The 20,861-nt window shown below is 43.6% G+C and carries 21 protein-coding genes; 17 read left to right on the forward strand and 4 right to left on the reverse strand.

All coding sequences use genetic code 11. The features are described from left to right. Positions 1 to 31: 31 nt before the first annotated feature. A complete protein-coding gene (locus PODO_RS08580) occupies positions 32 to 580 on the reverse strand; it encodes a hypothetical protein (protein WP_052096898.1) in 549 nt (182 codons plus the stop codon). A gap of 452 nt (positions 581 to 1,032) precedes the next feature. Here PODO_RS08580 and PODO_RS08585 point away from each other — a divergent pair, with 452 nt between their 5' ends. The 3 genes from PODO_RS08585 (at position 1,033) to PODO_RS08595 (ending at position 5,143) form a co-directional block, all read left to right on the forward strand. Beyond that, positions 1,033 to 2,793: an ABC transporter ATP-binding protein gene (locus PODO_RS08585; RefSeq protein ID WP_036684103.1), complete on the forward strand. Its 1,761-nt coding sequence runs from the start codon at positions 1,033 to 1,035 to the stop codon at positions 2,791 to 2,793. 26 nt (positions 2,794 to 2,819) lie between these two features. Next, positions 2,820 to 4,658: an ABC transporter ATP-binding protein gene (locus PODO_RS08590; RefSeq protein WP_036684176.1), complete on the forward strand. Its 1,839-nt coding sequence runs from the start codon at positions 2,820 to 2,822 to the stop codon at positions 4,656 to 4,658. Positions 4,659 to 4,843: 185 nt separating this feature from the next. After that, a complete protein-coding gene (locus PODO_RS08595; RefSeq protein ID WP_036684102.1) occupies positions 4,844 to 5,143 on the forward strand; it encodes a hypothetical protein in 300 nt (99 codons plus the stop codon). A 12-nt stretch (positions 5,144 to 5,155) separates the two neighbouring features. Here the strand turns inward: PODO_RS08595 and PODO_RS08600 are convergent, their stop codons facing one another. Beyond that, positions 5,156 to 5,404, reverse strand: coding sequence for a DUF7667 family protein (locus tag PODO_RS08600; RefSeq protein ID WP_052096900.1), 249 nt, complete (start codon positions 5,402 to 5,404; stop codon positions 5,156 to 5,158). Between the two features lie 454 nt (positions 5,405 to 5,858). Between PODO_RS08600 and PODO_RS30990 the strand changes: the two genes are divergently transcribed. Continuing rightward, entirely contained in the window at positions 5,859 to 6,194 is a 336-nt protein-coding gene (locus PODO_RS30990; RefSeq protein ID WP_155288108.1) for a hypothetical protein, read from the forward strand. Between the two features lie 37 nt (positions 6,195 to 6,231). On the opposite strand, the gene PODO_RS08610 is transcribed toward PODO_RS30990, so the two are convergent. Next, positions 6,232 to 7,272 carry an HD-GYP domain-containing protein gene (locus PODO_RS08610; protein ID WP_036684091.1) on the reverse strand — a complete coding sequence of 347 codons (1,041 nt, stop codon included), beginning with the start codon at positions 7,270 to 7,272 and terminating at the stop codon, positions 6,232 to 6,234. A gap of 77 nt (positions 7,273 to 7,349) precedes the next feature. Then, entirely contained in the window at positions 7,350 to 8,063 is a 714-nt protein-coding gene (locus PODO_RS08615; protein WP_038569590.1) for a molybdenum cofactor biosynthesis protein, read from the reverse strand. 137 nt (positions 8,064 to 8,200) lie between these two features. Here PODO_RS08615 and PODO_RS08620 point away from each other — a divergent pair, with 137 nt between their 5' ends. From PODO_RS08620 to PODO_RS08680, 13 genes are all read left to right on the forward strand, one after another. Next, positions 8,201 to 9,640, forward strand: coding sequence for a bifunctional metallophosphatase/5'-nucleotidase (locus PODO_RS08620; RefSeq protein WP_036684085.1), 1,440 nt, complete (start codon positions 8,201 to 8,203; stop codon positions 9,638 to 9,640). 74 nt (positions 9,641 to 9,714) lie between these two features. Continuing rightward, positions 9,715 to 10,542, forward strand: coding sequence for an undecaprenyl-diphosphate phosphatase (locus PODO_RS08625; RefSeq protein WP_036684081.1), 828 nt, complete (start codon positions 9,715 to 9,717; stop codon positions 10,540 to 10,542). A gap of 144 nt (positions 10,543 to 10,686) precedes the next feature. Next, entirely contained in the window at positions 10,687 to 11,793 is a 1,107-nt protein-coding gene (locus tag PODO_RS08630; protein ID WP_038569591.1) for an HD-GYP domain-containing protein, read from the forward strand. A 227-nt stretch (positions 11,794 to 12,020) separates the two neighbouring features. Then, entirely contained in the window at positions 12,021 to 13,157 is a 1,137-nt protein-coding gene (gene yfkAB / locus PODO_RS08635) for a radical SAM/CxCxxxxC motif protein YfkAB (RefSeq protein WP_038569593.1), read from the forward strand. Positions 13,158 to 13,177: 20 nt separating this feature from the next. Then, on the forward strand, positions 13,178 to 14,536 hold the full coding sequence (locus PODO_RS08640) for a hemolysin family protein (RefSeq protein WP_038574290.1): 1,359 nt from the start codon (positions 13,178 to 13,180) through the stop codon (positions 14,534 to 14,536). 164 nt (positions 14,537 to 14,700) lie between these two features. Continuing rightward, the gene (locus PODO_RS08645) at positions 14,701 to 15,381 is read left to right on the forward strand and encodes a response regulator transcription factor (RefSeq protein ID WP_038569594.1); all 681 of its coding nucleotides are present in this window, start codon (positions 14,701 to 14,703) and stop codon (positions 15,379 to 15,381) included. Next, positions 15,378 to 17,132 (forward strand): sensor histidine kinase, encoded by a 1,755-nt coding sequence (locus tag PODO_RS08650; RefSeq protein WP_038569596.1) that lies wholly within the window; start codon positions 15,378 to 15,380, stop codon positions 17,130 to 17,132. Before PODO_RS08645 ends, PODO_RS08650 begins: the two co-directional genes overlap by 4 nt. Before the next feature lie 42 nt (positions 17,133 to 17,174). Beyond that, entirely contained in the window at positions 17,175 to 17,699 is a 525-nt protein-coding gene (pssA, locus tag PODO_RS08655) for a CDP-diacylglycerol--serine O-phosphatidyltransferase (RefSeq protein WP_036684073.1), read from the forward strand. Positions 17,700 to 17,706: 7 nt separating this feature from the next. Beyond that, entirely contained in the window at positions 17,707 to 18,201 is a 495-nt protein-coding gene (locus PODO_RS08660; protein ID WP_038569597.1) for a DedA family protein, read from the forward strand. A 47-nt stretch (positions 18,202 to 18,248) separates the two neighbouring features. Beyond that, entirely contained in the window at positions 18,249 to 19,274 is a 1,026-nt protein-coding gene (locus PODO_RS08665) for an AI-2E family transporter (RefSeq protein ID WP_038569599.1), read from the forward strand. Between the two features lie 207 nt (positions 19,275 to 19,481). Next, the gene (locus PODO_RS08670; RefSeq protein ID WP_036684070.1) at positions 19,482 to 19,700 is read left to right on the forward strand and encodes a spore coat associated protein CotJA; all 219 of its coding nucleotides are present in this window, start codon (positions 19,482 to 19,484) and stop codon (positions 19,698 to 19,700) included. A gap of 3 nt (positions 19,701 to 19,703) precedes the next feature. Next, complete coding sequence (locus tag PODO_RS08675; RefSeq protein WP_036684069.1) at positions 19,704 to 19,970, forward strand: spore coat protein CotJB; 267 nt, start codon at positions 19,704 to 19,706, stop codon at positions 19,968 to 19,970. A 50-nt stretch (positions 19,971 to 20,020) separates the two neighbouring features. Next, complete coding sequence (locus PODO_RS08680; protein ID WP_036684067.1) at positions 20,021 to 20,590, forward strand: manganese catalase family protein; 570 nt, start codon at positions 20,021 to 20,023, stop codon at positions 20,588 to 20,590. Positions 20,591 to 20,861 lie beyond the last annotated feature (271 nt).

Below are 20,861 nucleotides of genomic sequence, written 5' to 3' on the forward strand. Positions count from 1 at the left end.
ATCATTGACGGGGTTTTTTATATAGTAAAGGCTACTGTTTTGCCAGATCATTCACTTCTTTATTAAAAGCCTCTGAATATTGATTAAATTTACCTGCATCAAGTGTTAAGCTGTCATCGTTTGCTTTTGGAGGTGTCTCCTGGATCTGCTTATATAAAAGATCAATTTCTGGTGAAAGCTTGGCCCATATTTTCTTAATAGAATCATACTTAGTATCTAACTTGTTCATATATGTATCGTATTCTTTTTTCTCTTCCATGGCTTTGCCAAGCTGTTCGACCGTAAAGTCTATGTCCATGCTCGTTCCTGTACTGCTTGTACCACTTCTAGTGTATGAGATAACATCTACAAACCCTACATTCCAAATGTCGGCAATAACAAAATTGCTTATTTCTCTTAGCGTTTTTTCAGGTGAGGGTGCTGCTGTATCTGCTTTTGAGGAAATTTCCCCGAAATTAAACAAGTTTTTAGATTCGTTGATCGCTGTGTTTGCGTCCGTAGGGTTATTGTTATTTGTATTGCTACACCCTGAGAGAAGGATAATGGCGATAATACAATATAAAATAAGCTGCTTTTTCAATATAGTTCCCCTCCATAATATAAGTAAAAAGTGTTGTATTACTATATTACGGTAAATTGTGGTAAAAGTTTTACATCTGAGGCAAATTTAAGACGGCGAAAAAGTGAACTCTTCGAAACCCGGAATAAATTCCAATAATTATGCAAAAAACCGAATAAAGGTCTTCCTAATATTACACGATGATTACAATATTCATGTAGATTCTTCATTCATCAGGATTAAGGAGGAAACACGAGCATTTTAAGATAACGAGGGTCCTTTATATCATGTAGATGCTGCTTTTTTCCGAAATAACCGCAAAAACGCGCAATTCTCCCCTTTGCCGCATTAAATTATGGATGATACACTGCATAAAGTCACTAAATTGTAAGCGCTAAAAAAAGCTAGCTTACGATGTAACATTTGCTTTATACAAAAAAACGCTTACTAGGTAAGCCTTAAGGAGGAGAGATATGGATGTTCTCAGGCAACTGCGCGGTTATTATCGAGAGAAGCTGCATTTTCTGATTCTTTCGATTATATGTTTGGCCGCTGCAACTGCAGTGGGGCTGATTACCCCCAATTTGTTAAGAAAGCTGATCGATGATGTTATTGTGCCACTTAAGTTTACAGAGGTGCCAGTGCTCGCATTGAGCGTGTTAGCTGTAGTAATAGTAAAAGCATGCCTGCAGTTTGCACATGGTTTTTTTGGAGGACGGCTAGGTAACTTTCTTGCATACCGGCTGCGTAATGCTTGTTATGAGAAGCTGCAATTCCTATCTTTCCGTTATTATGATACCGCGAAAACTGGGGATTTGATGTCCCGACTAACCGGAGATTTGGAAGCGATTCGTAACTTTATCGGTTTCGGTTTTGCTCAGTTGCTTAATGTCTTTTTTATGGTCATTTTTGGTTCGATTATGATGTTCTCACTCAATTGGCAGCTTACTCTAGTAACTTTGATTACGATGCCAATCCTGGCGTTTATTGCGCTAAAATTTGAGTCTAAGATTCACCCGGCCTTTCAAGAGATGCGCCTTGCGCTCAGTTCTCTGACTACGGCTGTACAGGAGAATATCACGGGTGTGCGCACCGTCAAATCGTTTGCGAGAGAGGCTCATGAAGTAGAGAAATTCTCGCACCGTAACGAACGTTATAAGAATAACCAGATTTTTGCTGCTGAGCTCTGGAGTAAGTTTTTTCCAGCGATGGAGTTTTTAGCATCGATCAGTGCAGCTATTCTGCTTGGAGTAGGCGGAACGTTAGTTATTAAGGGGAAAATGTCACTGGGCGAACTGGTTGCTTTTTTCAGCTTAATTTGGTACATCATTGGACCGATTTGGGGTCTTGGATTCCATATTAATAACTATACACAGTCCAAAGCATCGGGAGAACGTGTATTGGAAGTACTTAATCAGAATATTGATGTGAAGGATAAAGAGAACGCCCGTGAACTGGTACCTTCTGAGGTTAAGGGAGATGTAGCGTTTAATCACGTCACATTTGCTTATGGAAACAAAATGCCTGCGGTTACAGACATTGATTTTGAGGCTAAATCTGGTGCGGTTATAGGGTTCCTTGGAGGAACGGGCTCTGGTAAATCGACCATTACACAGCTGATGATGCGTGCTTATGACGTTAATGAAGGCAGCATCACACTGGATGGGATGGACATCAGAGAATACAATGTTCGCAGCTTGCGTTCACAGATCGCGACGGTCTTTCAGGAGACCTTCCTGTTCTCCTCCTCAATTCGCAACAACATCTCCTATGGGTTGAAAAATGTAAGCATGGAAGAAATTATCCGAGCTGCACAACTTGCCAAAGCCCATGATTTCATCATGGAGATGGAAGATGGTTATGACACTGTGGTGGGTGAGCGCGGAATGGGTCTTTCCGGTGGACAAAAGCAACGGATTGCCATCGCTAGAGCCCTGCTTAAGAATCCGCGGATTCTTATCCTCGATGATGCGACCAGCGCTGTCGATATGGAGACGGAGCACGAGATTCAAGCCGGATTCCAAGAGGTCATGAAGGGGCGCACTACACTTATTATTGCCCATCGGATCTCCTCCTTGCGCCATGCGGATCAGATTATCGTCATGAACGAAGGTCATGTACAGCAGCGTGGTACCCATAAAGAGCTAATTGAAGTGCCGGGTCCTTATCAGGATGTATACCGGATACAGTATGCTGATTATCTGGCCAGAGCGACCGGAAGAGGGGAGGAGTGAGGCATATGAAACTTGAAGCCAAACCAATGACCGCTACGGGAGCAAAAAATAAAGCAGCCGAGCAGCAAGAGCTGGATGAACGTTTTGTATATAAAGATGATGATGTCATCGATAAGGCTTTTGACTGGAAGCAATTTACCAGACTGTTCGGGTACATGAAGCCTTATGCAAAGCAGATGCTTCCATTGGTGTCCATCATGATGATTCTGGGAACTATCACGAAGTTGACCGTCCCGTTCCTAACAAGTTTAGCTATTGACCGTGCGATTGCACCAAAGGTGGGGAATCCCAGCTTATCTCTGCTATATTCGCTTACAGCAGGGGTAATCGTCTTATATCTGATTCAATGGATTGCGGGAGTATACCGGATTAAATACACGAACATCATAGGCCAAAGAGTGATTTATGATTTGCGCTCAGATTTGTTCAAGCATATTCAGAAGCTCTCCTTTAACTTCTTTGATAAACGTCCGGCAGGTTCGGTATTAGTGCGGGTAACCAATGATATCAACTCTTTGCAGGATTTGTTCACAAACGGGGTTGTCAATCTGATGATCGACTGCGTGCAGCTTATGGGGATTACCATTATTCTGCTAGTGATCAACTGGAAGCTAGGTCTTGCAGTAATGGTTACGGTTCCGATTATGTTCTTTGTTTCAACTAAGCTGCGCCAAAAGATTCGGATCGCTTGGCAGGATGTGCGGATGAAGAACTCCAGAATTAATTCTCATTTAAATGAATCGATTCAGGGAATCAGAGTCACACAAGCCTACACCCAAGAACAAGAAAATATGAATTATTTCGATGTTATGAATACCGACAGCAAAAAATCCTGGAACAAAGCCTCTGCGATGAACCAGGCGTTCGGTCCGATTATTGAGGTCACAGGTGGTTTTGGGACAATGATCCTCTTTTGGCTGGGGGCTTATCTGATCCAATCTGGAGAACTCACAGTAGGTATGCTGGTAGCATTCAGTTCTTATGTCAGCAACTTCTGGGACCCGATTAATCGCCTTGGGCAGATGTACAATCAGCTGCTTGTGGCAATGGCTTCCTCGGAACGGATCTTTGAATATTTGGATGAGCAACCTGCGGTTCAAGATAATCCTGGTGCTAAGCCAATGGGAACGATTCGTGGGGATATTAACTTTGAGAAGGTCATTTTTGAATATGAAAAAGGCCGGGCTGCATTAAAAGGTATTGATCTGGATGTAAAAGCAGGACAGTCGATCGCGCTCGTAGGTCATACAGGTTCTGGTAAAAGTACGATCATTAACCTGATTGGCCGGTTTTATGATATCAAAAGCGGCCGAATCACGATAGACGGTGAAGATATCCGCGGGGTTACGTTAGACAGCCTGCGAAGGCAGATCGGAATCGTGCTGCAAGATACCTTTATTTTCTCGGGAACGATTCGGGATAATATCCGTTTTGGCCGTCTGGAGGCTACAGATGAAGAAGTGGAAAATGCTGCAAAAGCCGTGGATGCCCACGACTTCATCATGAAGCTGCCCGGTGGGTATGAGACAGAGGTGGAAGAGCGCGGCAGCGCGTTGTCGATGGGACAACGTCAGCTTCTCTCCTTCGCCCGGGCGCTCTTGGCAAATCCGCGTATTCTAATCCTGGATGAGGCAACTGCCAGCATTGATACGGAGACAGAGCTGAAGATCCAGGAGGCACTCAAAATCCTGCTTCAAGGCCGAACCTCCTTTATCGTAGCGCACAGACTTTCTACCATCCGCCATGCGGATAAAATAGTCGTCCTCGATCACGGAGAGATTAAAGAAGAAGGAAACCATCATGAGTTGACATCCCGTGATGGGGTATACAACGGTCTGATCGAAGCGCAATTCCGCTTCTTATAGACCGACAGTACAGAACAGAACAGAACAGTACAGAACAACAGCTCATTCCCGTTGGTTAGGCAACTGCGGGGTGGGCTGTTTTTTATAGGGAAATAGTGATTAATGGGGCCGGGGCTGGGTAGATCAGAGTAGAGTGGAATATGGCATATAGGTATTACGGGACAAGGCAAAGGAAGAACGGCAGAATGGAAGAACAGCAGAACAGCAGAACAGCAGAACAGGGGAACGGCAGAACGGCAGAATGGAAGAACGGCAGAACGGAAGAACGGAAGAACGGAAGAACGGCAGAATGGAAGAACGGAAGAACGGAAGCACGGAAGCACGGAAGCACGGAAGAACGGCAGAACGGCAGAATGGAAGATTGGAAGAACGGCAGAACGGCAGAACGGCAGAACGGCAGAACGGCAGAACGGCAGAACGGCAGAACGGAAGAACGGAAGAATGCAAGAACAGCAGAGCAGCAGAACATAATACAGCAGGGTTAGATTTCTATTCAGTTACTTAGGACGTTTGGATACCCTGCCCGTCACACGCAGCTCAAACATTTGTGCACAAATATCTTGATGCCATTGTAGATCAGCTGTCTGTTCCGCTAATTGGATTTCATTTTGCAATCGGGCCATCTCATAGCAGTAGGTAGCGTTTATTTGCAGGCACTGCTGTTGTTCCGTTTCCTCAGCAGCAGTAAGCTGCCGTCTACGGCTCAGGGTGAACAACTCGGCAAGGCGTTCATGGACAGGAAGCATGCTTTTTTCCTCCTACAGCAATTTAAAACCACATATTAGTTTCGCCATGAGAAGAGAAATTCAAACGTTACGTCAGATAATTAAATTGAGGGGCCTTACTATGTTGAGGGTAGGAGGAACTATCTTCGAAGTCAGAAGGAAACAAGTAGAGGTGAAAATCGAGGGAAGTTTAGGAGTAATCAGGAAACGAATCGTTTAGTTGCAGTTTGTACAATAGTAACCGCCATTCTCGTTATAAAAATACTGTTAATTGCACTTTGTGCAGCTATTTTCGAGAAATGTGCTTATTAAGGGCATTTTCCTTAATTCTAGTTGCACAAAGTACAACTAAATCAGAAATCGGCTCGCTAGAAGTGGATTTAGTTGCACAAAGTACAACTAAATCACAATTCAGCTCGCTAGACGTGGATTTAGTTGCAAAAGTACAACTAAATCACAATTCAGCTCGCTAGACGTGGATACTGTTGCACAAAGTACAACAAAATCAGAAATCGGCTCGCTAGACGTGGATTTAGTTGCACAAAGTACAACTAAATCACAATTCAGCTCGTTAGACGTGGATACTGTTGCACAAAGTACAACTAAATCACAATTCAGCTCGTTAGATGTGGATACTGTTGCACAAAGTACAACTAAATCACAATTCAGCTCGTTAGACGTGGATACTGTTGCACAAAGTACAACTAAATCAGAAGTCAGCCTGGTAGACATGAATTTTGTTGCACAAAGTACAACTAAAAAATCCCCCGTAGTCAAACCGGGGGATTTAGTGTACAAACAGCAGCTCTGAACCTTTTGCTAAACAACGCAGGACCTCAAGAAACGCCCTAGTCCATGTAGATTTCCACAATCGTAACGTTACGTTCGCGGGCTAGATCGACAAATAATCCATCGATCTTTACCAGCGGACGGAAAATATCAACTGGATTGTTCATGATAATCACACCTGTATCCCCCGTGTTCAGTAATACTCGCTTGCCGATAAAGTTAGGCATTAAATGCTGTATAAAGGCTTGAACCGTTCTGCCGTTCAGCTTACCAAAGCTGAGGTCATTTAGTTCACGTAGGACAGAAATAAGCTCTTGCTTGGACTGATAGACGCGTTTAGAAGTCATCGCACTATAGATGTCAGCTACAGCAGCAATTTGCGCATAAGGATGAATATCGGATTTGGTTAGCTTATTAGGATAGCCAGAACCGTCCTCACGTTCATGATGCTGCAGGGCTGCCAAAGCTGTATGTGAGTCATCCATAGAATTGCGGATAATTTCGTAGCCGTACTTAGTATGTAGTTTAACTTCTTCGAATTCTTCCGCGGTTAATTTCCCAGGCTTATTTAATAGTGCAGGTGAGATTCTACATTTTCCAATATCAATTAAATATCCAGCTCGTCCAATCTCATAGCATTCTTGTTTGGAATACCCAAGCCAGATTGCAATATAATAAGAGAGCATACCTACCTGCAAAGAGTGATTGTAGGTATAATTATCTTCGCGATCGAGCAGAAGCAGCAGGGAGACTACATCCTTTTGCTTGTCCAACGATTGAAGCGAAGGCTGAAGAATGTCGTTAACCACGGATTGGTTAAAGCTTCCTTTTAATAGTGCTTCCATATAAAGATTCTCAAAGCCGTCAATCATGGTATCAAAACTAGTGGTCACCGTCTGAATAATTGAAGGTCTGCTTAATGGGGCAGGCTCTTCCACTAACGTCTGGATATCAACATAATCAACTCCATGCTGCATCAGCTTGGCGATATCATCTATCTGGAGCAGCGATCCCTTTGGTAATACATGCAGACCTCTTGAACTATAAGCGTCTGAGTTGAGGTGATTACCAGGTTTTAGATCCGAGACGTGTACTCTCAATGCCTATGCCACCTTTTATCCGATTTTATCCAGAATATCAACAAAGTGCAGATTTTTCAATGAAAAAGGAGTGAAGATTAATTGTGGAGGGAATCGGCAGCCTTTTGTTCAGAGCCTACCCAGTGCTGGCCTGATTCATTGATGTCTTTTTTCCAGATAGGGACGGTCTGTTTCAGCAGTTCAATGGCCAGACGACTAGCCTCGTAACAGGTATCGCGATGAGGGGTAGAGACGGCAATGATAACGCTTGCTTCCTTCAGGCCTACAAGCCCAATGCGGTGGGAAATCGCGCAGCGTGCATTCCAGCGATTCTGCACCTCGTCACCAATTTCTTTCAGCTTGCTTAAGGCCATAGGAATATAGGCTTCATAGTCTAATGCTGTTGTACGTTGTTCTCCGGTCATTTCGCGTGTAGTTCCTACAAATAACAGGGATGCTCCATGATTGGCGTCGAGGACGGCATCCAGAAGCTTCTCAGCATTTAAAGGCAGATCCGTTATGCTATAGAGGCCGTCAGAAGTGCTCTCATATAAAGAACCATTCTCTCCACCGGAAACGGGAGGGATTAATGCAACTTCGGCAGACTCGGTGATGAGGGCTTCATCAGGTGCATATTCCCGGTCAATGGCGACCAAAGAAGTTCCAATTAGGGATGCTGCATCCGGATAAGAGGTTGAAAGGAGTTCTTTTAACTTCCCAGCGGTTAAGGGATTCTCTGTCGCATGAAAGGTCAGAGAAGATGAGCCGATAATCTCAGCCAAACCCGCGAACAGACGGATTGTGATATGCATACTTATTCACCTCTGAAATATGTTGTAATGTCTACAATATACCATAATGAGCCTGAAAATGTTATGCTAGGCTCTATAAGATCATGCATCGGCTGCTTCGTTTAAGAGCGGCTCAACAGGTAGGAGGAATGTTGCTAATGGGGCATGTGCCGCAAAGACTGACCATACTTCATACCAATGATATACATAGCCATTTCGAAATGGTGAGTCCATTGGCAGCAGAAATCGAGAGACAAAGAGCTGCAGCGGGGGAAGAGCCTGTGCTGTTGCTGGATATTGGCGATCATATGGATCGTGCAGCCGTCGAGACAGAAGGAACTATGGGTCAGGCTAACATCGATGTACTTAACTTAACAGGATATGATACTGTAACCATCGGTAATAATGAGGGGTTAACATTCTCACAGGAGATGTTATCCTCTATTTTCTCCGGGTTACAGTGCCCAGTGGTATGCTGTAATTTTGTGGAGACTGCAACAGGGGAACCTCCCCACTGGATGAAGCGTCATGCCATCTTGGAGAAGGATGGAATCAGAATAGGAATAACTGGAGCGACAGCGGCATTTAGTTCGTTCTATTCCTTGCTGGGCTGGGATGCCCTGGATCCCGAGACAACCCTTCGGGAACAATGCCTTCTTTTAGCTCCCCAGGTGGATATTCTAATCATCCTTTCTCATTTGGGGCTTCCCGCAGATCGAATTCTGGCAGAGCGGCTGGAAGGTGTGCATGCTATTCTTGGTGGACATACGCATCATATGCTGGAAGAGCCGCTCATGATTAACGGAACAGCTGTATGTGGAGCGGGGAAATTCGGGCGTTACCTCGGGCGGCTTCAATTTGAGCGGAGAGAGGGACAAACTGGATTCAGTCTGGTGGCAGGTGAATGTATTCCGATTGACCCAGAACTGAAGGAAGAGGTTGTAGGTCCTGCCGCTACTATTCATTTGGAGCGTGGTCGTGAGGCTCTTCAGCAGACCGTTGCGATCACAGATCGTGAGCTTCCTTTGAATTTGCAGGGAGAATCCCCTTTTGGCAATCTTTTAGCCCAAGCTGTACGTAGATTTACAGGCGCCAGTTTGTCGATAGTTAACACAGGTCAGCTTCTAGGACCTTTGCCTGAAGGGGAGGTTACAACGGGAATGCTGCACGCCCTATGTCCTTCTCCCATTAATACCTGCGTAATCAAGCTGAAAGGCCTAGATATTCGCATAGCTTTGGAGCAGAGTCTTACGGAAGAATTTTATAATAAGGTGATTTTTGGGTATGGCTTTCGCGGGAATTATCTGGGCAGCTTAGCAGTAGATGGGATAAAAATCTTGTACGATCCGCAGCAGATACCGTATGATAACAATATTGCAGTTTTTGTCGAAGGAAATCCGCTGGAGGATGATAAAGAGTATAATGTTGGTACGCTGGACATGTTTACTTTCCGTGCAGGCTATGAGACGATCGCCAATGGGAAGGATCCTTTATTTTTGCTGCCTCATTTTTTACGCGACCTGCTTGGGATGGAATTGCAGCGCCCGGACAGTCTTGATGAATGCATGCTCACTCGCTGGCAGATCAAGTCTGAGTAAACCTGCAGCTTACAAGATTTACTTTTTGATTCCATTTAGACAGTGCTAGATTCCCAAAAAAATAGGAGGAAATTATGGACACGATTACAGCTATTATTTTAGCAATTGTCGAAGGGATCACTGAATTTATTCCTGTTTCTTCTACAGGACACATGATCTTGACCTCGAAGCTTCTGGGCTTTGATGAGCAGGATTCGATTATGAAGACTTATGAAATCGTTATTCAGCTAGGGGCAATATTGGCGATTGCGCTTGTTTACCGCGAGCGTGTGCTTAATTTGCTGGGCATTGGGCGTAAGAACTCAGGAAGAGGCGGTGTGATGCCGGCGTCTCGTTTGAACTTAATCCATGTAATACTTGGGATTGCCCCAGCACTAGCTGTGGCATTTTTTGCCCGCGATTTTATAAAAAGTCTCTTTGGGGCCACGACTGTTCTTTGGGCGCTTGTCGCCGGAGGGATTCTAATGATTATCGCAGAATGGGTAAATAGACGCAAAATTAGAGTTACAGCGCATGAGCTAGACGATCTTTCCTACGGACAGGCGCTGGCTATCGGGATGTATCAGATTATTTCAGTGCTTTGGCCAGGATTTTCCCGTTCGGGATCTACGATCTCCGGAGGGATGTTAAGTGGAGTTAGTTATAAAGCTTCTGCGGATTTCTCCTTCCTTATAGCCATTCCTATTATGTGTGCGGCTTCCGGATATGAACTGTTGGATTCTTATAAGAACTTCACTAGTGAGACGATTGGCTATTTTGTAATTGGATTTCTGATTTCTTTTGTAGTGGCTTATGTAGTGGTCATTTTGTTTATGAAATTGATTCAAAAGATTAGATTGACGCATTTCGCGATCTACAGATTTATTCTTGCTGCTATATTCTGGTTGTTTATTATGCGTTAATGCCCATAGGCAAAGACCTAGACACACCCGATGTTCTTCATGGTGCACCTGTCTGATCTCTACATAAACGGTATAGACAAAGCGTGTGACCCAAGGATTTCAAAACAGAATAGCATTTTACCGTTAAAGGCAGGAGTGAGCTAAGTGCGTTTAGTATCCGTGAATCAGCTTCAAGCAGGCATGAAATTAGGTAAAAAAATATATAATGATGAAGGTCTAACTCTCCTCGCGGATGGGGTGGAGCTTACTGATGCGTTGATCAAGAGGCTTGCAAGAATTGACATCGGTTATATTTACATAGAGGACTCTGTCACGGACGATGTTGAGATTATAGGTATGCTTCAAGATGAGACGCGCAATCAGGCACTGAAGGTGATTCGTAATCAGTTTCAGCAAATGACAGGCGCTTCAGGAATAAGTAAGGGATTCTACCATCTGGATAAAAAATTCTCAAAAATCATGGATAGCATCCTGGATGATTTGTCTTTACAAGAAGATCCGATGATCATGCTGCTTGATATGCACACTGCTGATAACTACTTGTACGTCCATTCCCTGAACGTCTGCTTGTACACTTTGGTGCTTGGCATTGCGCATGGGTACAGCAAAGAGGAGCTTCGAGTGATTGGTCTGGGTGCGCTGCTGCATGATATTGGCAAGACCCAAGTCCCGATAAAAATCATTCAAAAACCCGGCAAGCTCAGTGAAGATGAATTTCGGCATATGCAGGCACACACCGAGATCGGGTATCAGATTCTCAAGGAAGAACCGAATATCCCGCTGCTCGCGGCTCATTGTGCGCTTCAGCATCATGAACGCATTGACGGATCCGGATATCCGCGGGGATTAAAAGGACCTCAAATTCATGAATATGCCAAATGGTTGGGCGTGGCTGATTCCTACGATGCCATGACCTCCAACCGGGTCTACAAAAAGGCTATGCTGCCACATCAAGCCGTTGAGGCGCTTTATGTAGGTTCCGGTACATTGTATGAGCAGAAGCAGCTAGAGTTATTTAGAGATCGTGTGGCTATCTATCCACTTGGTCTTACGGTGAAGCTCAGTACGGGTGAAAGTGGAGTTGTTGTCAAAATAGATCCAAGTACGCCTCACAGACCGATCGTACGTGTGCTTACAGGGCCTGAAGGAGAGAAAGTCGTACCGTTCGAAAGGGATCTAGGAAAAGCCCTCTCCGTTGTTATCGTTGACGTCGCAGATCAAGGCGATTCTGTGGGAACGCCAAAATATTAATCATAGCAGCGAAGAGAGAAGATTAGGCTTGTCCGCATAACTCGCGGAAGCCTATTTTTCGTCTCGCTGCTATTATTTTTTATAGTGAAAAAGCTTGTAAGAACAGTCCGAAAGACATCCGAAGTGCAGTTTTTCTGACTAACGTGGTATGATATAGGATAAGACACCGTTCAATCTTCATGATTATGGGTTAATAATAGGAATAAGATTTAAAGGAGCTAGTACAAATGAATGTTTTAAGACCATTAACATCTTCAACGAAGGAGCTGTCGCCAAGCTACGATCCATGGGATCCCATTACTTCTTTACGCAAGCATGGACGCCATGTGCTTACGAGTGTGGAATTTACAGTAACCAATTTATGTAATATGCGGTGTGAACACTGTGCGGTAGGTGATAGTTTAACCTCTAGAGAAGGGGATATGCTGCCACTTAAAAATATGTTGGACCGTTTAGATGAAGTAGAGCATCTGGAGACTATTAGTATTACCGGCGGAGAGCCTATGTTTTTGGCCGGAACGGTGGATAATATCATAGTGCCGCTCTTAAAGTATGCCAAAGAGCGGGGGATTAGATCGCAAATTAATTCTAATCTGACGATGCCGTATGCTCGATATGAAAAGCTGCTTCCGTATTTGGACGTTATGCATATTTCTTTTAATTATGTGAACGGAGACGATTTTCATGAAGTTGGTTTTGCCAACAGCGGGCATGCTGTTTCAAAGGAAAGTGCATATCGGTTATATAATGCAATGATTGAGAATTCTCGACGGCTAAGTGAGGATGGTATGCTAATTTCTGCGGAAACTATGATTAATTACCGTACACATACTAAGCTGCCTGAAATTCATAAGTTGATTCTCGATATGGGCGCCAAACGGCATGAGGTACATCCTATGTACAACTCCAGCTTTGCTTCGGCGTTGCCAGTGTTGTCCTTGAATGAAATGCGGACGGCAATCCATAAACTACTGGATACCCGTGATCCGGAGATTTGGATGCTGTTTGGGACCCTTCCGTTTTTTGCTTGCAGCTTCCTGGAAGAAGACCAGAAGCTGATAAGCAGAATGCGCGCCGAGAAGAATGTTACCCTTCGCAATGATCCGGATGGCCGGAATCGAGTGAACGTAAACATGTTTACGGGCGATGTTTTTGTTACAGATTTCGCTGATATCGCAGCCTTTGGCAACATCGAGAACCAAAAGCTGGATGATATATTTATCGATTGGCAGACTAAACACCCGCTGAACCAAAAGGTGAACTGCCACTGCGATGCAGCAGGCTGCTGCGGACCTAATCTGTTAGTGGCGGATATGTATTATCCGGAAGTTGACTTCAAAACTAGAAAAGCGATCAATCTGTAGAAATGAGGCGTTGTTAAGTGGTGCATACGGAATTTGAAGTAGGGAGATTATTGCTTAATCTTTTGCTGGTTCTGGTGCTCGTATTATTGAACGGTATTTTTGTAGCAGCGGAATTTTCATTAGTTAAGGTCAGGCAGTCCCGCCTGACCCAACTTGTCAGTGAAGGTAATAAAATGGCTGGATATGCTCTGAAAGTAAATAAGAGACTGGACTCCTATTTATCCGCCACTCAGTTTGGGATAACACTTGCATCGCTGGGCTTAGGTTGGGTTGGAGAGCCCGCGATTTCTGAGCTGTTGGTCGAACCTTTAATGTACCAGATGGGGATCACCGATCATACCCTGATTTCTACTGTATCTGTGATTATTGGATTTTCGATCATTACATTTTTACATATTGTACTTGGGGAGCTTGCTCCTAAATCGCTCGCGATTCAAAGAACAGAAGGTTCGGCACTGTTGTTATCTGCACCCCTGATGTTCTTCTATAATGTGTTCATGCCTTTTATCTGGGTGCTGAACGCTTCAGCCAACGCGTTGCTTCGGTTAGTTGGTGTGGAGCCTGCAAATGAAAGTGAAGCAGCACACTCGGAAGAGGAAATACGTATTTTGATGAATCAGAGCGCCAAGAGTGGCGTCATTGACAAAGATGAAATGAAACTAATGGATAATATCTTTGAATTCTCAGATCTGCTTGCACGTGAAGTCATGCTGCCTCGTACAGATATGGATGTGCTTTACAGCAATCTTTCGTTAGAAGAAAATATGAAGATTATTACCGAAACGAGACATTCACGTTATCCGGTTGCTCTGGAAGATAAGGACCGTATTATCGGTTTTATTCATATTACCGACCTGTTGTTTGCTCCACCGGAGCAGCAGAATGATCTTACAACTCTGGTTCGGCCTATCCTTAACGTTCCGGAATCGATGGAGATCAGTCATACTCTTCGTTTTATGCAGAAGAATAAGGCGCAGCTAACGTTGGTTGTCGATGAATATGGCGGCACAGCAGGTTTGCTGACAGCAGAAGAGATTCTGGAAGAAATCGTAGGAGATCTGCATGACGAGTTCGAAGATGAGCGTCCAAGTGTGGAACATAACGGGGAGTATATCTCTGTTGAGGGCCGGATGCTGATTGAGGATGTCAACGATCTTACGGGTGTTGTGATTGAAGATGATGAGGTGGATTCCATCGGCGGCTGGTTGTTTAAGGAGCTGGAGGGTAATCCAACCAAAGGAAAACGTGTCAAAGTTGAAGATGTTATTTTTGAAGTCGAGGAATCGACAAGATTGCGTATCACTAGAATTAATATCCACCGGGAACCCCGTGTTGCGGATGAAGAAACCTCATCAAAATTGGACGAGGATAAAGAATAACCTATTAAAGATTGTAACGTATTGTTCCGGTTGATCAGGGATATAATGAACTCCTCCTGTAAGAGCTTTATGGCTCACGACAGGGGGAGTTTTTTGTGGACACATAAAGGACATAACGCTCGTCTATGCTAATGTTTATAAATTGTTTGAAAGCGGGGTCTAGATTGAAAAAGAAACTTCTTCTCGTTGAGGATGAAATTCGTATTCGTGAACTGGTATCTGATTATTTCTTACAGAATGATTGGGAAGTACTTGAAGCGGATAATGGAAGAGATGCATTGGTTTGGTTTGATTCACTGCTGCCGGATCTGCTGATTCTGGATATCATGATGCCTGCTATGAATGGCTTTGAAGTGTGCCGTGAAGTTCGTGAGAAATCAGCGGTACCCATCATTTTGTTAACCGCCAAGTCTACAGATGACGACAAAATCTATGGATTTGAATTAGGAGCCGATGATTATGTTACAAAACCATTTAGTCCAAAGGTGCTGGTAGCCCGGGCAAATGCACTCATGAAGCGGGTTGAAGGCACCCATCAGCCTGAATTTGGCATAATAAAATTTGGTTCCGCGATGTTTAATACCTTAGCTCATCGGTTGGAGGTAGAAGATGAGGAAGTGGAGCTTACCCCTAAGGAATATGATCTTTTATGGCTTTTAATACGAAATAAAGGGATTGTCATTTCAAGGGATACGATCCTCAGTCGGATCTGGGGAATTGAATTTGAAGGAGATTCCAGAGTTGTGGACAGTCATATTAAAAAGCTGCGAAGTAAATTGGGTTATGAATCACGTTTTATTCGTACGGTAATTGGCACAGGATACATGTTCGAGGAAGAGGCATGAGAAGACGGGGAATTACTTTTAAACTGTTTGTGATGACCGTTATCTTTTTCCTTTGCTTCTATGGCATGGTGATTCTAAGCCAATTGCTGTTGTTTGACAATTTCTATCAGAAGCAAAAAGAGCACCGCGTGGAGAAACACCTTAAGAGCTTTGCGGCAAGATATATAAGTGAGCCATGGGGAAGCACTCGAACCTCTCAGGAGCTTGTCCGGTTTATGCTGCGGAATAAAACACAAATGGTTATTTTGAAGCTGGATGGAAAGATGAATTCAGAAGATCCATTTCATATAAAGCTAATCGATGATGACGGGAAGAGTATGGTTGTTTCTTTATCCCTATTCATGAATCAGTACGGAGATTCACTAAGAGCAGCAAACATTAAAGTAGATGATCAGTTGAGCGTGGAAGGCGAACTTTTGGACGAAGACAGTGCTTCACCCGTTATACTCTACCCCATAAGTATTACAAAAAAAGGGGGCGGAACAATAGGGGAGACGGGAGAGACTGGGACGATTCATGCATCTGGTACTGTTGCAGAAGTTGTACTGCCTGATTTGAAAATATGGAATCCACGCCAGGGAATACTGTTTGAGGCTCTAGAGGAATGGTTTCCTTTGACATCGGCGCAGGCAGAAGACTTCAAAAATTTGAAAATACAGAAACAAGACTGGATTGCTCCCTGGAGTGGGAGTCGCAATTCTGTGGTTATTCTGCCCCTGAAGCAAAGTAACGGAGAAATTGAATTACTATTCACAGTCACTTCATTACAGGAAGTTAAGGATTCGAACGATGCGTTGCGTTGGTTCTTTTTATATCTGGGAATGGGTGGTTTTGTCCTGATTCTGGTGCTTTCTCTCTTTTTCTCGAAAATGGTAACGCGTCCGCTAATTAAATTAAATAAAATAGCCAAACGTATGGTTTCTCTGGATTTTACAGGGGACACATCGATTCGGCAGAAGGATGAGTTAGGCAGCCTTTCTAACAGCATGTTCACCTTATCACTAAGTCTGGATTCTGCTTTACGAGAGTTAAGAGAGGCCAATCAGCAGCTAGTTGAGGATATGGAGCAGAAACAAAGAATGGAGATCATGCAGCAGGACTTTTTTGCCAACGCCTCCCATGAATTGAAGACACCACTCAGTATTATCAAAGGTTTTGCTGAAGGCTTGGAAGATGGCGTTAGCGCCGGCAAGCAGGATCACTACATTAAGGTAATTATTGAGGAAGCCGATAAAATGGAGTTTCTTGTTAAAAATATGCTAGATCTAGCGCGGTTGGAGTCGGGCACGATTAAACTTCGGAAAACTTCCTTTATGTTAAGTGAACTGACGGAAAAGGTGACGGACAAGCTGGTCCACTTGCTGATTGAAAAACATTTGGAAGTCATCATTATTCCTGCAAATGAATTACCGGTCTATGCGGATGTGAACTGGATCGAACAAGTTATGCTAAATTTTATGACCAATGCTATCAGGCATGCGGAAGAAAGAAGTTCTATCACCGTCAATATTGAGAGTCATGCCCAGACTATTGTATTCACTATTCAAAATATAGGAGAATCAATCCCTGAAGATCAGTTGGAGCAGATCTGGGAGCGGTTCTATCGGTTGGAGCCATCCCGCAGTCGAATGACAGGCGGTACGGGTCTGGGGCTTTCCATTGCGAAGCGAATACTAGATATGCACGCTTGTCTTTATACAGTGAAAAATACGGAGAACGGTGTCAGCTTTACTGTGACCTTTGTAGGTTAAATCGGATCAACAGAAATACTGCTATGAAAGGGGTGAGATTGTATGAAATTGAACTGGTTGCCTTCAACGTGCACACTAGGAAACTTGGGACTAGGATCACTGTCCTTGTATTTTACGATTCAAGAACGATATAGCCTAGCTTTATTAATGATTTTGCTCGCGGCAATATGCGATGTACTGGATGGATTACTGGCAAGAATATTGCAATGTACTAGTGAATTCGGTAAACAATTGGACTCATTGGCGGATATTATATCATTTGGTTTAGCGCCTACCTTCCTTATCTTGTTGTATAGGTTAGAAGATGCCCACTGGATTGGACCTGCAGCTGCAGTTTTCTTTTTGATCTGTGGCGCACTTCGTTTGGCCAGATTTAATCTGTCGGCGCCTTCCAAAGGGTTCGTGGGGATGCCGATTACTGCTGCTGGAGTCATTCTGTCGATGATTTCTTTACTAGATGAACGTATGAAACCAGGACTGGTCATCGGATTAATGGCATTGCTGTCCGTAATGATGATCAGCCGTATCCCATTTCCGTCCCTTAAAAAATCCTTCAACAGGAAGTGATACACCCATGCCTTGGATTATAGAGTTTATTTCACAGTACGGATATTTAGCCATATTTGGCCTTATGGCAGTTGGGATTATCGGACTTCCTGTGCCTGATGAGGTGTTAATGCTGTTTGTAGGCTATTTATCCTCCGTTATGGTTTTGGATTTTTCACTTTCTGTATTGGTTTGTTTCATGGGATCCATCACAGGAATGCTTATCAGCTATACTATTGGTCTAAGGCTAGGGCAACCTGTGGTAGCAAAATTCGGCAAGTGGGTTGGCCTTACACCCAAGCGTTTTGCGAGTATGAAAAGATGGTTTTTGCGGTTCGGAAACTGGGCGATTTTCATTGCTTATTTTATTCCAGGTCTGAGGCATGTATCGAGCTATATCTCTGGAATCAGTGCTATGTCTTTCAAAAAATATATACTTATAACGACTGCAGGAGCGCTAACCTGGTCACTCCTTTTTGTTTCTATCGGCTTTTTTGTGGGGGCTAAGTTTTCCTTTTTATAGCCATTGAAGTTTAACATTATTAATCGCAATTGAATGGAGCAAGATCAATGAATGTATTCAAGCGATTCTACGCGAATAGGACTACCAGACGCTTTTTTATTCTCGCACTTATCGGGTTGCTGCTGTACATGGTTCGTGGGATGCTTAATCTGGTGTTGCTGACGTTTCTGATTGCTTTTGTCATGAACAGCTTTCAGATTGTGCTCAGTAAACGAATTGGTAAATTCATGAAGGTTAACAGTAAGGTGATTATTGTCATTTTATACCTTGCTTTAATCGCATTGATTGTACTGGCCCTTGTAAAATATCTTCCTAAAGTATTGGAGCAGATTAAGCAATTGGCGATCTTCCTCACCAATCTCAAATCAGAGGATCTTCCGCAGAACAAGATTACATTATATTTGTATGATATGCTCAGGGACCTTAACTATCAGTCCTATATCAAAAGAGGCATCGATTATGTGCTGCAGGTTAGCAACTGGGGTGCAACTTTCGTTCTATCAACCATTTTAAGCTTTGTGTTTATTCTGGAGAAGAACCGGGTCGTCAGTTTCACTTCTAGGATGAGAGTGAGCAGGATTGCCTGGTTTTATATAGATCTGGAGTATTTCAGCCGAAAATTCATCGTTTCCTTTGGGAAAGTAATAGAAGCGCAAATTCTCATTGCCATGTTCAATACCTGTCTTACTGTTATTGGCTTGTGGCTGCTTAACTTCCCGTATTTATTTGCCCTGGCGATTTTGATTTTTCTGCTCAGTCTCATTCCGGTGGTTGGTTTTTTGATTTCGCTCATTCCGCTTTTAATAATTGGTTACAACATCGGCGGTCTTATAACAGTTACTTATGTGCTGGCGATTATTGCGGTGTTGCATTTTATCGAAGGTTATTTCTTGAATCCTAAGCTGATGTCCACAAAAATGAATTTGCCGATGTTCTTCACCTTTAGCGTGTTGTTGTTCTCTGAGCATTATATAGGTGTCTGGGGACTTATTCTTGGTATTCCTATCTTTGTATTTATGTTGGATATCCTTGAGATTACCCACGAAGATTCGTTCAAAAGAGCGAACCCCTAAGCTGAATACTAAAAGACTCAAGTTATAAGCTGTTTCCGGTACTTTTCCGGAGACAGCTTATTTGTCGTGCACATTGCTCAAAAAAATTGCTAATGGGCTTTTTTTGTAAATAACGTTTTATATTGTGTCCTGCTGTCATAAGTTAGCTAAGGGAGTAATGTTCAGAGTCTTTAAAGAAGGAACAGGAACAAAGGAGGTACAAAAAAGATGGAATCACAGCTGCGGAGGTATACCCCCTTTAGGGGCCCGTTTGATCCTTGCCCACCGGTGCCGTTCAAGACGTATGTAGTTCCACCCAATCAATTTATCACCTTTCAGCCACCCGATTTGCCACAGTTTAGTTTGCAGGAGGCTCTGAAGTATGGAACGCTCTGGCCAGCACTATTTAGTCCGTATGAATCCAAGTGCAAAGGAGGAGGAAAATAGACTATGGAGGCAAATCCTTGCGACCAACGTTATTATGAATTGCTTGAACAGTTGCAGACCCTTGATTTTGCCTTAGTGGAGTTGAACTTATATCTAAATACGCATCCTGACGATCTGAGAAGTATTGAACAATTTAATCAGCTTACGCTGGAACGAACCAAGCTAGCGAATCATTTTCAGGAGTTATATGGTCCGCTGCAGAATTTTGGCCGCGCTTATTCTAAATGTCCATGGGAATGGAATCAACCCCCTTGGCCTTGGCAGGTGTAAGAGGAGTATAACCGTAAGGAACTATTTTTCTAGAGGAGGGAAGTTCCCGAATGTGGATATACGAAAAAAAACTGCAATATCCGGTACGGGTGGGTAAATGTGATGTCCGGATGGCGCGTTATTTGAGTGAGCAATACGGAGGAGCAGACGGCGAGCTCGCCGCTGCACTACGCTATATGAATCAAAGATACACGATTCCAGATAAAGTTATTGGCGTGTTGAACGATATTTCGACTGAGGAATTCGCTCACCTTGAGATGATTGCCACGATGATCTACAAGCTGACAAAGGATGCTTCGGTATGTGAATTAGAGGAAGCGGGATTAGGGCCACATTTTGTAGCGCATGATCATGCCCTGTTCTACACGGATGCTAGCGGTGTTCCATTCACTGCAGCCTATATTCAAGCTAAGGGAGACCCTTTGGCAGACCTTTATGAAGACATTGCGGCTGAGGAAAAAGCCCGGGCTACATACCAGTGGCTGATTGACATGACGGATGACGTGGACCTGCAGGATAGCCTCAAGTTCCTGCGGGAGCGGGAGATAGTGCATGCTCTACGGTTTAAGGAAGCGGTGCAGATTATTATTGATGATCGGAATCAGAAGCGGGTGTTCTAAGGATTTCTGTGAAAATAACATTTAAAGCCGTTCTCTTTTAAAAGAGAACGGCTTTTTTACGTTAGAAAATATGGAGCGGCCAACAATCCAGCCATGCATAAAGCCATTTTTCAAGCCTTGTTTGGTCATTTCAATGGTAATGGTGAAAGCAGTAAAGCTCTTGCAGCCATTGGAGATGAGACACGTTAATCCATCAACATTGCTTTGATTGAAGGTGAAAGTGATTGCGAAAAAGAAACAGATATAATCGAATATTTGAAAAAAATAGCCA

The sequence above is a fragment of the Paenibacillus odorifer genome, assembly GCF_000758725.1.
GTDB classification, from domain to species: domain Bacteria; phylum Bacillota; class Bacilli; order Paenibacillales; family Paenibacillaceae; genus Paenibacillus_AQ; species Paenibacillus_AQ odorifer.

Excerpts from the sequence above, each read along its gene's own strand:
- PODO_RS08620 (WP_036684085.1), top strand. The coding sequence starts at position 8,201 with ATGGGGCATGTGCCGCAAAGACTGACCATACTTCATACCAATGATATA.
- PODO_RS08665 (WP_038569599.1), top strand. The coding sequence starts at position 18,249 with ATGAATGTATTCAAGCGATTCTACGCGAATAGGACTACCAGACGCTTT.
- PODO_RS08660 (WP_038569597.1), top strand. The coding sequence starts at position 17,707 with ATGCCTTGGATTATAGAGTTTATTTCACAGTACGGATATTTAGCCATA.
- PODO_RS08625 (WP_036684081.1), top strand. The coding sequence starts at position 9,715 with ATGGACACGATTACAGCTATTATTTTAGCAATTGTCGAAGGGATCACT.
- PODO_RS08680 (WP_036684067.1), top strand. The coding sequence starts at position 20,021 with ATGTGGATATACGAAAAAAAACTGCAATATCCGGTACGGGTGGGTAAA.
- PODO_RS08650 (WP_038569596.1), top strand. The coding sequence starts at position 15,378 with ATGAGAAGACGGGGAATTACTTTTAAACTGTTTGTGATGACCGTTATC.
- PODO_RS08670 (WP_036684070.1), top strand. The coding sequence starts at position 19,482 with ATGGAATCACAGCTGCGGAGGTATACCCCCTTTAGGGGCCCGTTTGAT.
- yfkAB (WP_038569593.1), top strand. The coding sequence starts at position 12,021 with ATGAATGTTTTAAGACCATTAACATCTTCAACGAAGGAGCTGTCGCCA.
- PODO_RS08590 (WP_036684176.1), top strand. The coding sequence starts at position 2,820 with ATGACCGCTACGGGAGCAAAAAATAAAGCAGCCGAGCAGCAAGAGCTG.
- PODO_RS08585 (WP_036684103.1), top strand. The coding sequence starts at position 1,033 with ATGGATGTTCTCAGGCAACTGCGCGGTTATTATCGAGAGAAGCTGCAT.
- PODO_RS08595 (WP_036684102.1), top strand. The coding sequence starts at position 4,844 with ATGGAAGAACAGCAGAACAGCAGAACAGCAGAACAGGGGAACGGCAGA.
- PODO_RS08675 (WP_036684069.1), top strand. The coding sequence starts at position 19,704 with ATGGAGGCAAATCCTTGCGACCAACGTTATTATGAATTGCTTGAACAG.
- PODO_RS08600 (WP_052096900.1), bottom strand. The coding sequence starts at position 5,404 with ATGCTTCCTGTCCATGAACGCCTTGCCGAGTTGTTCACCCTGAGCCGT.
- PODO_RS08615 (WP_038569590.1), bottom strand. The coding sequence starts at position 8,063 with ATGCATATCACAATCCGTCTGTTCGCGGGTTTGGCTGAGATTATCGGC.
- pssA (WP_036684073.1), top strand. The coding sequence starts at position 17,175 with ATGAAATTGAACTGGTTGCCTTCAACGTGCACACTAGGAAACTTGGGA.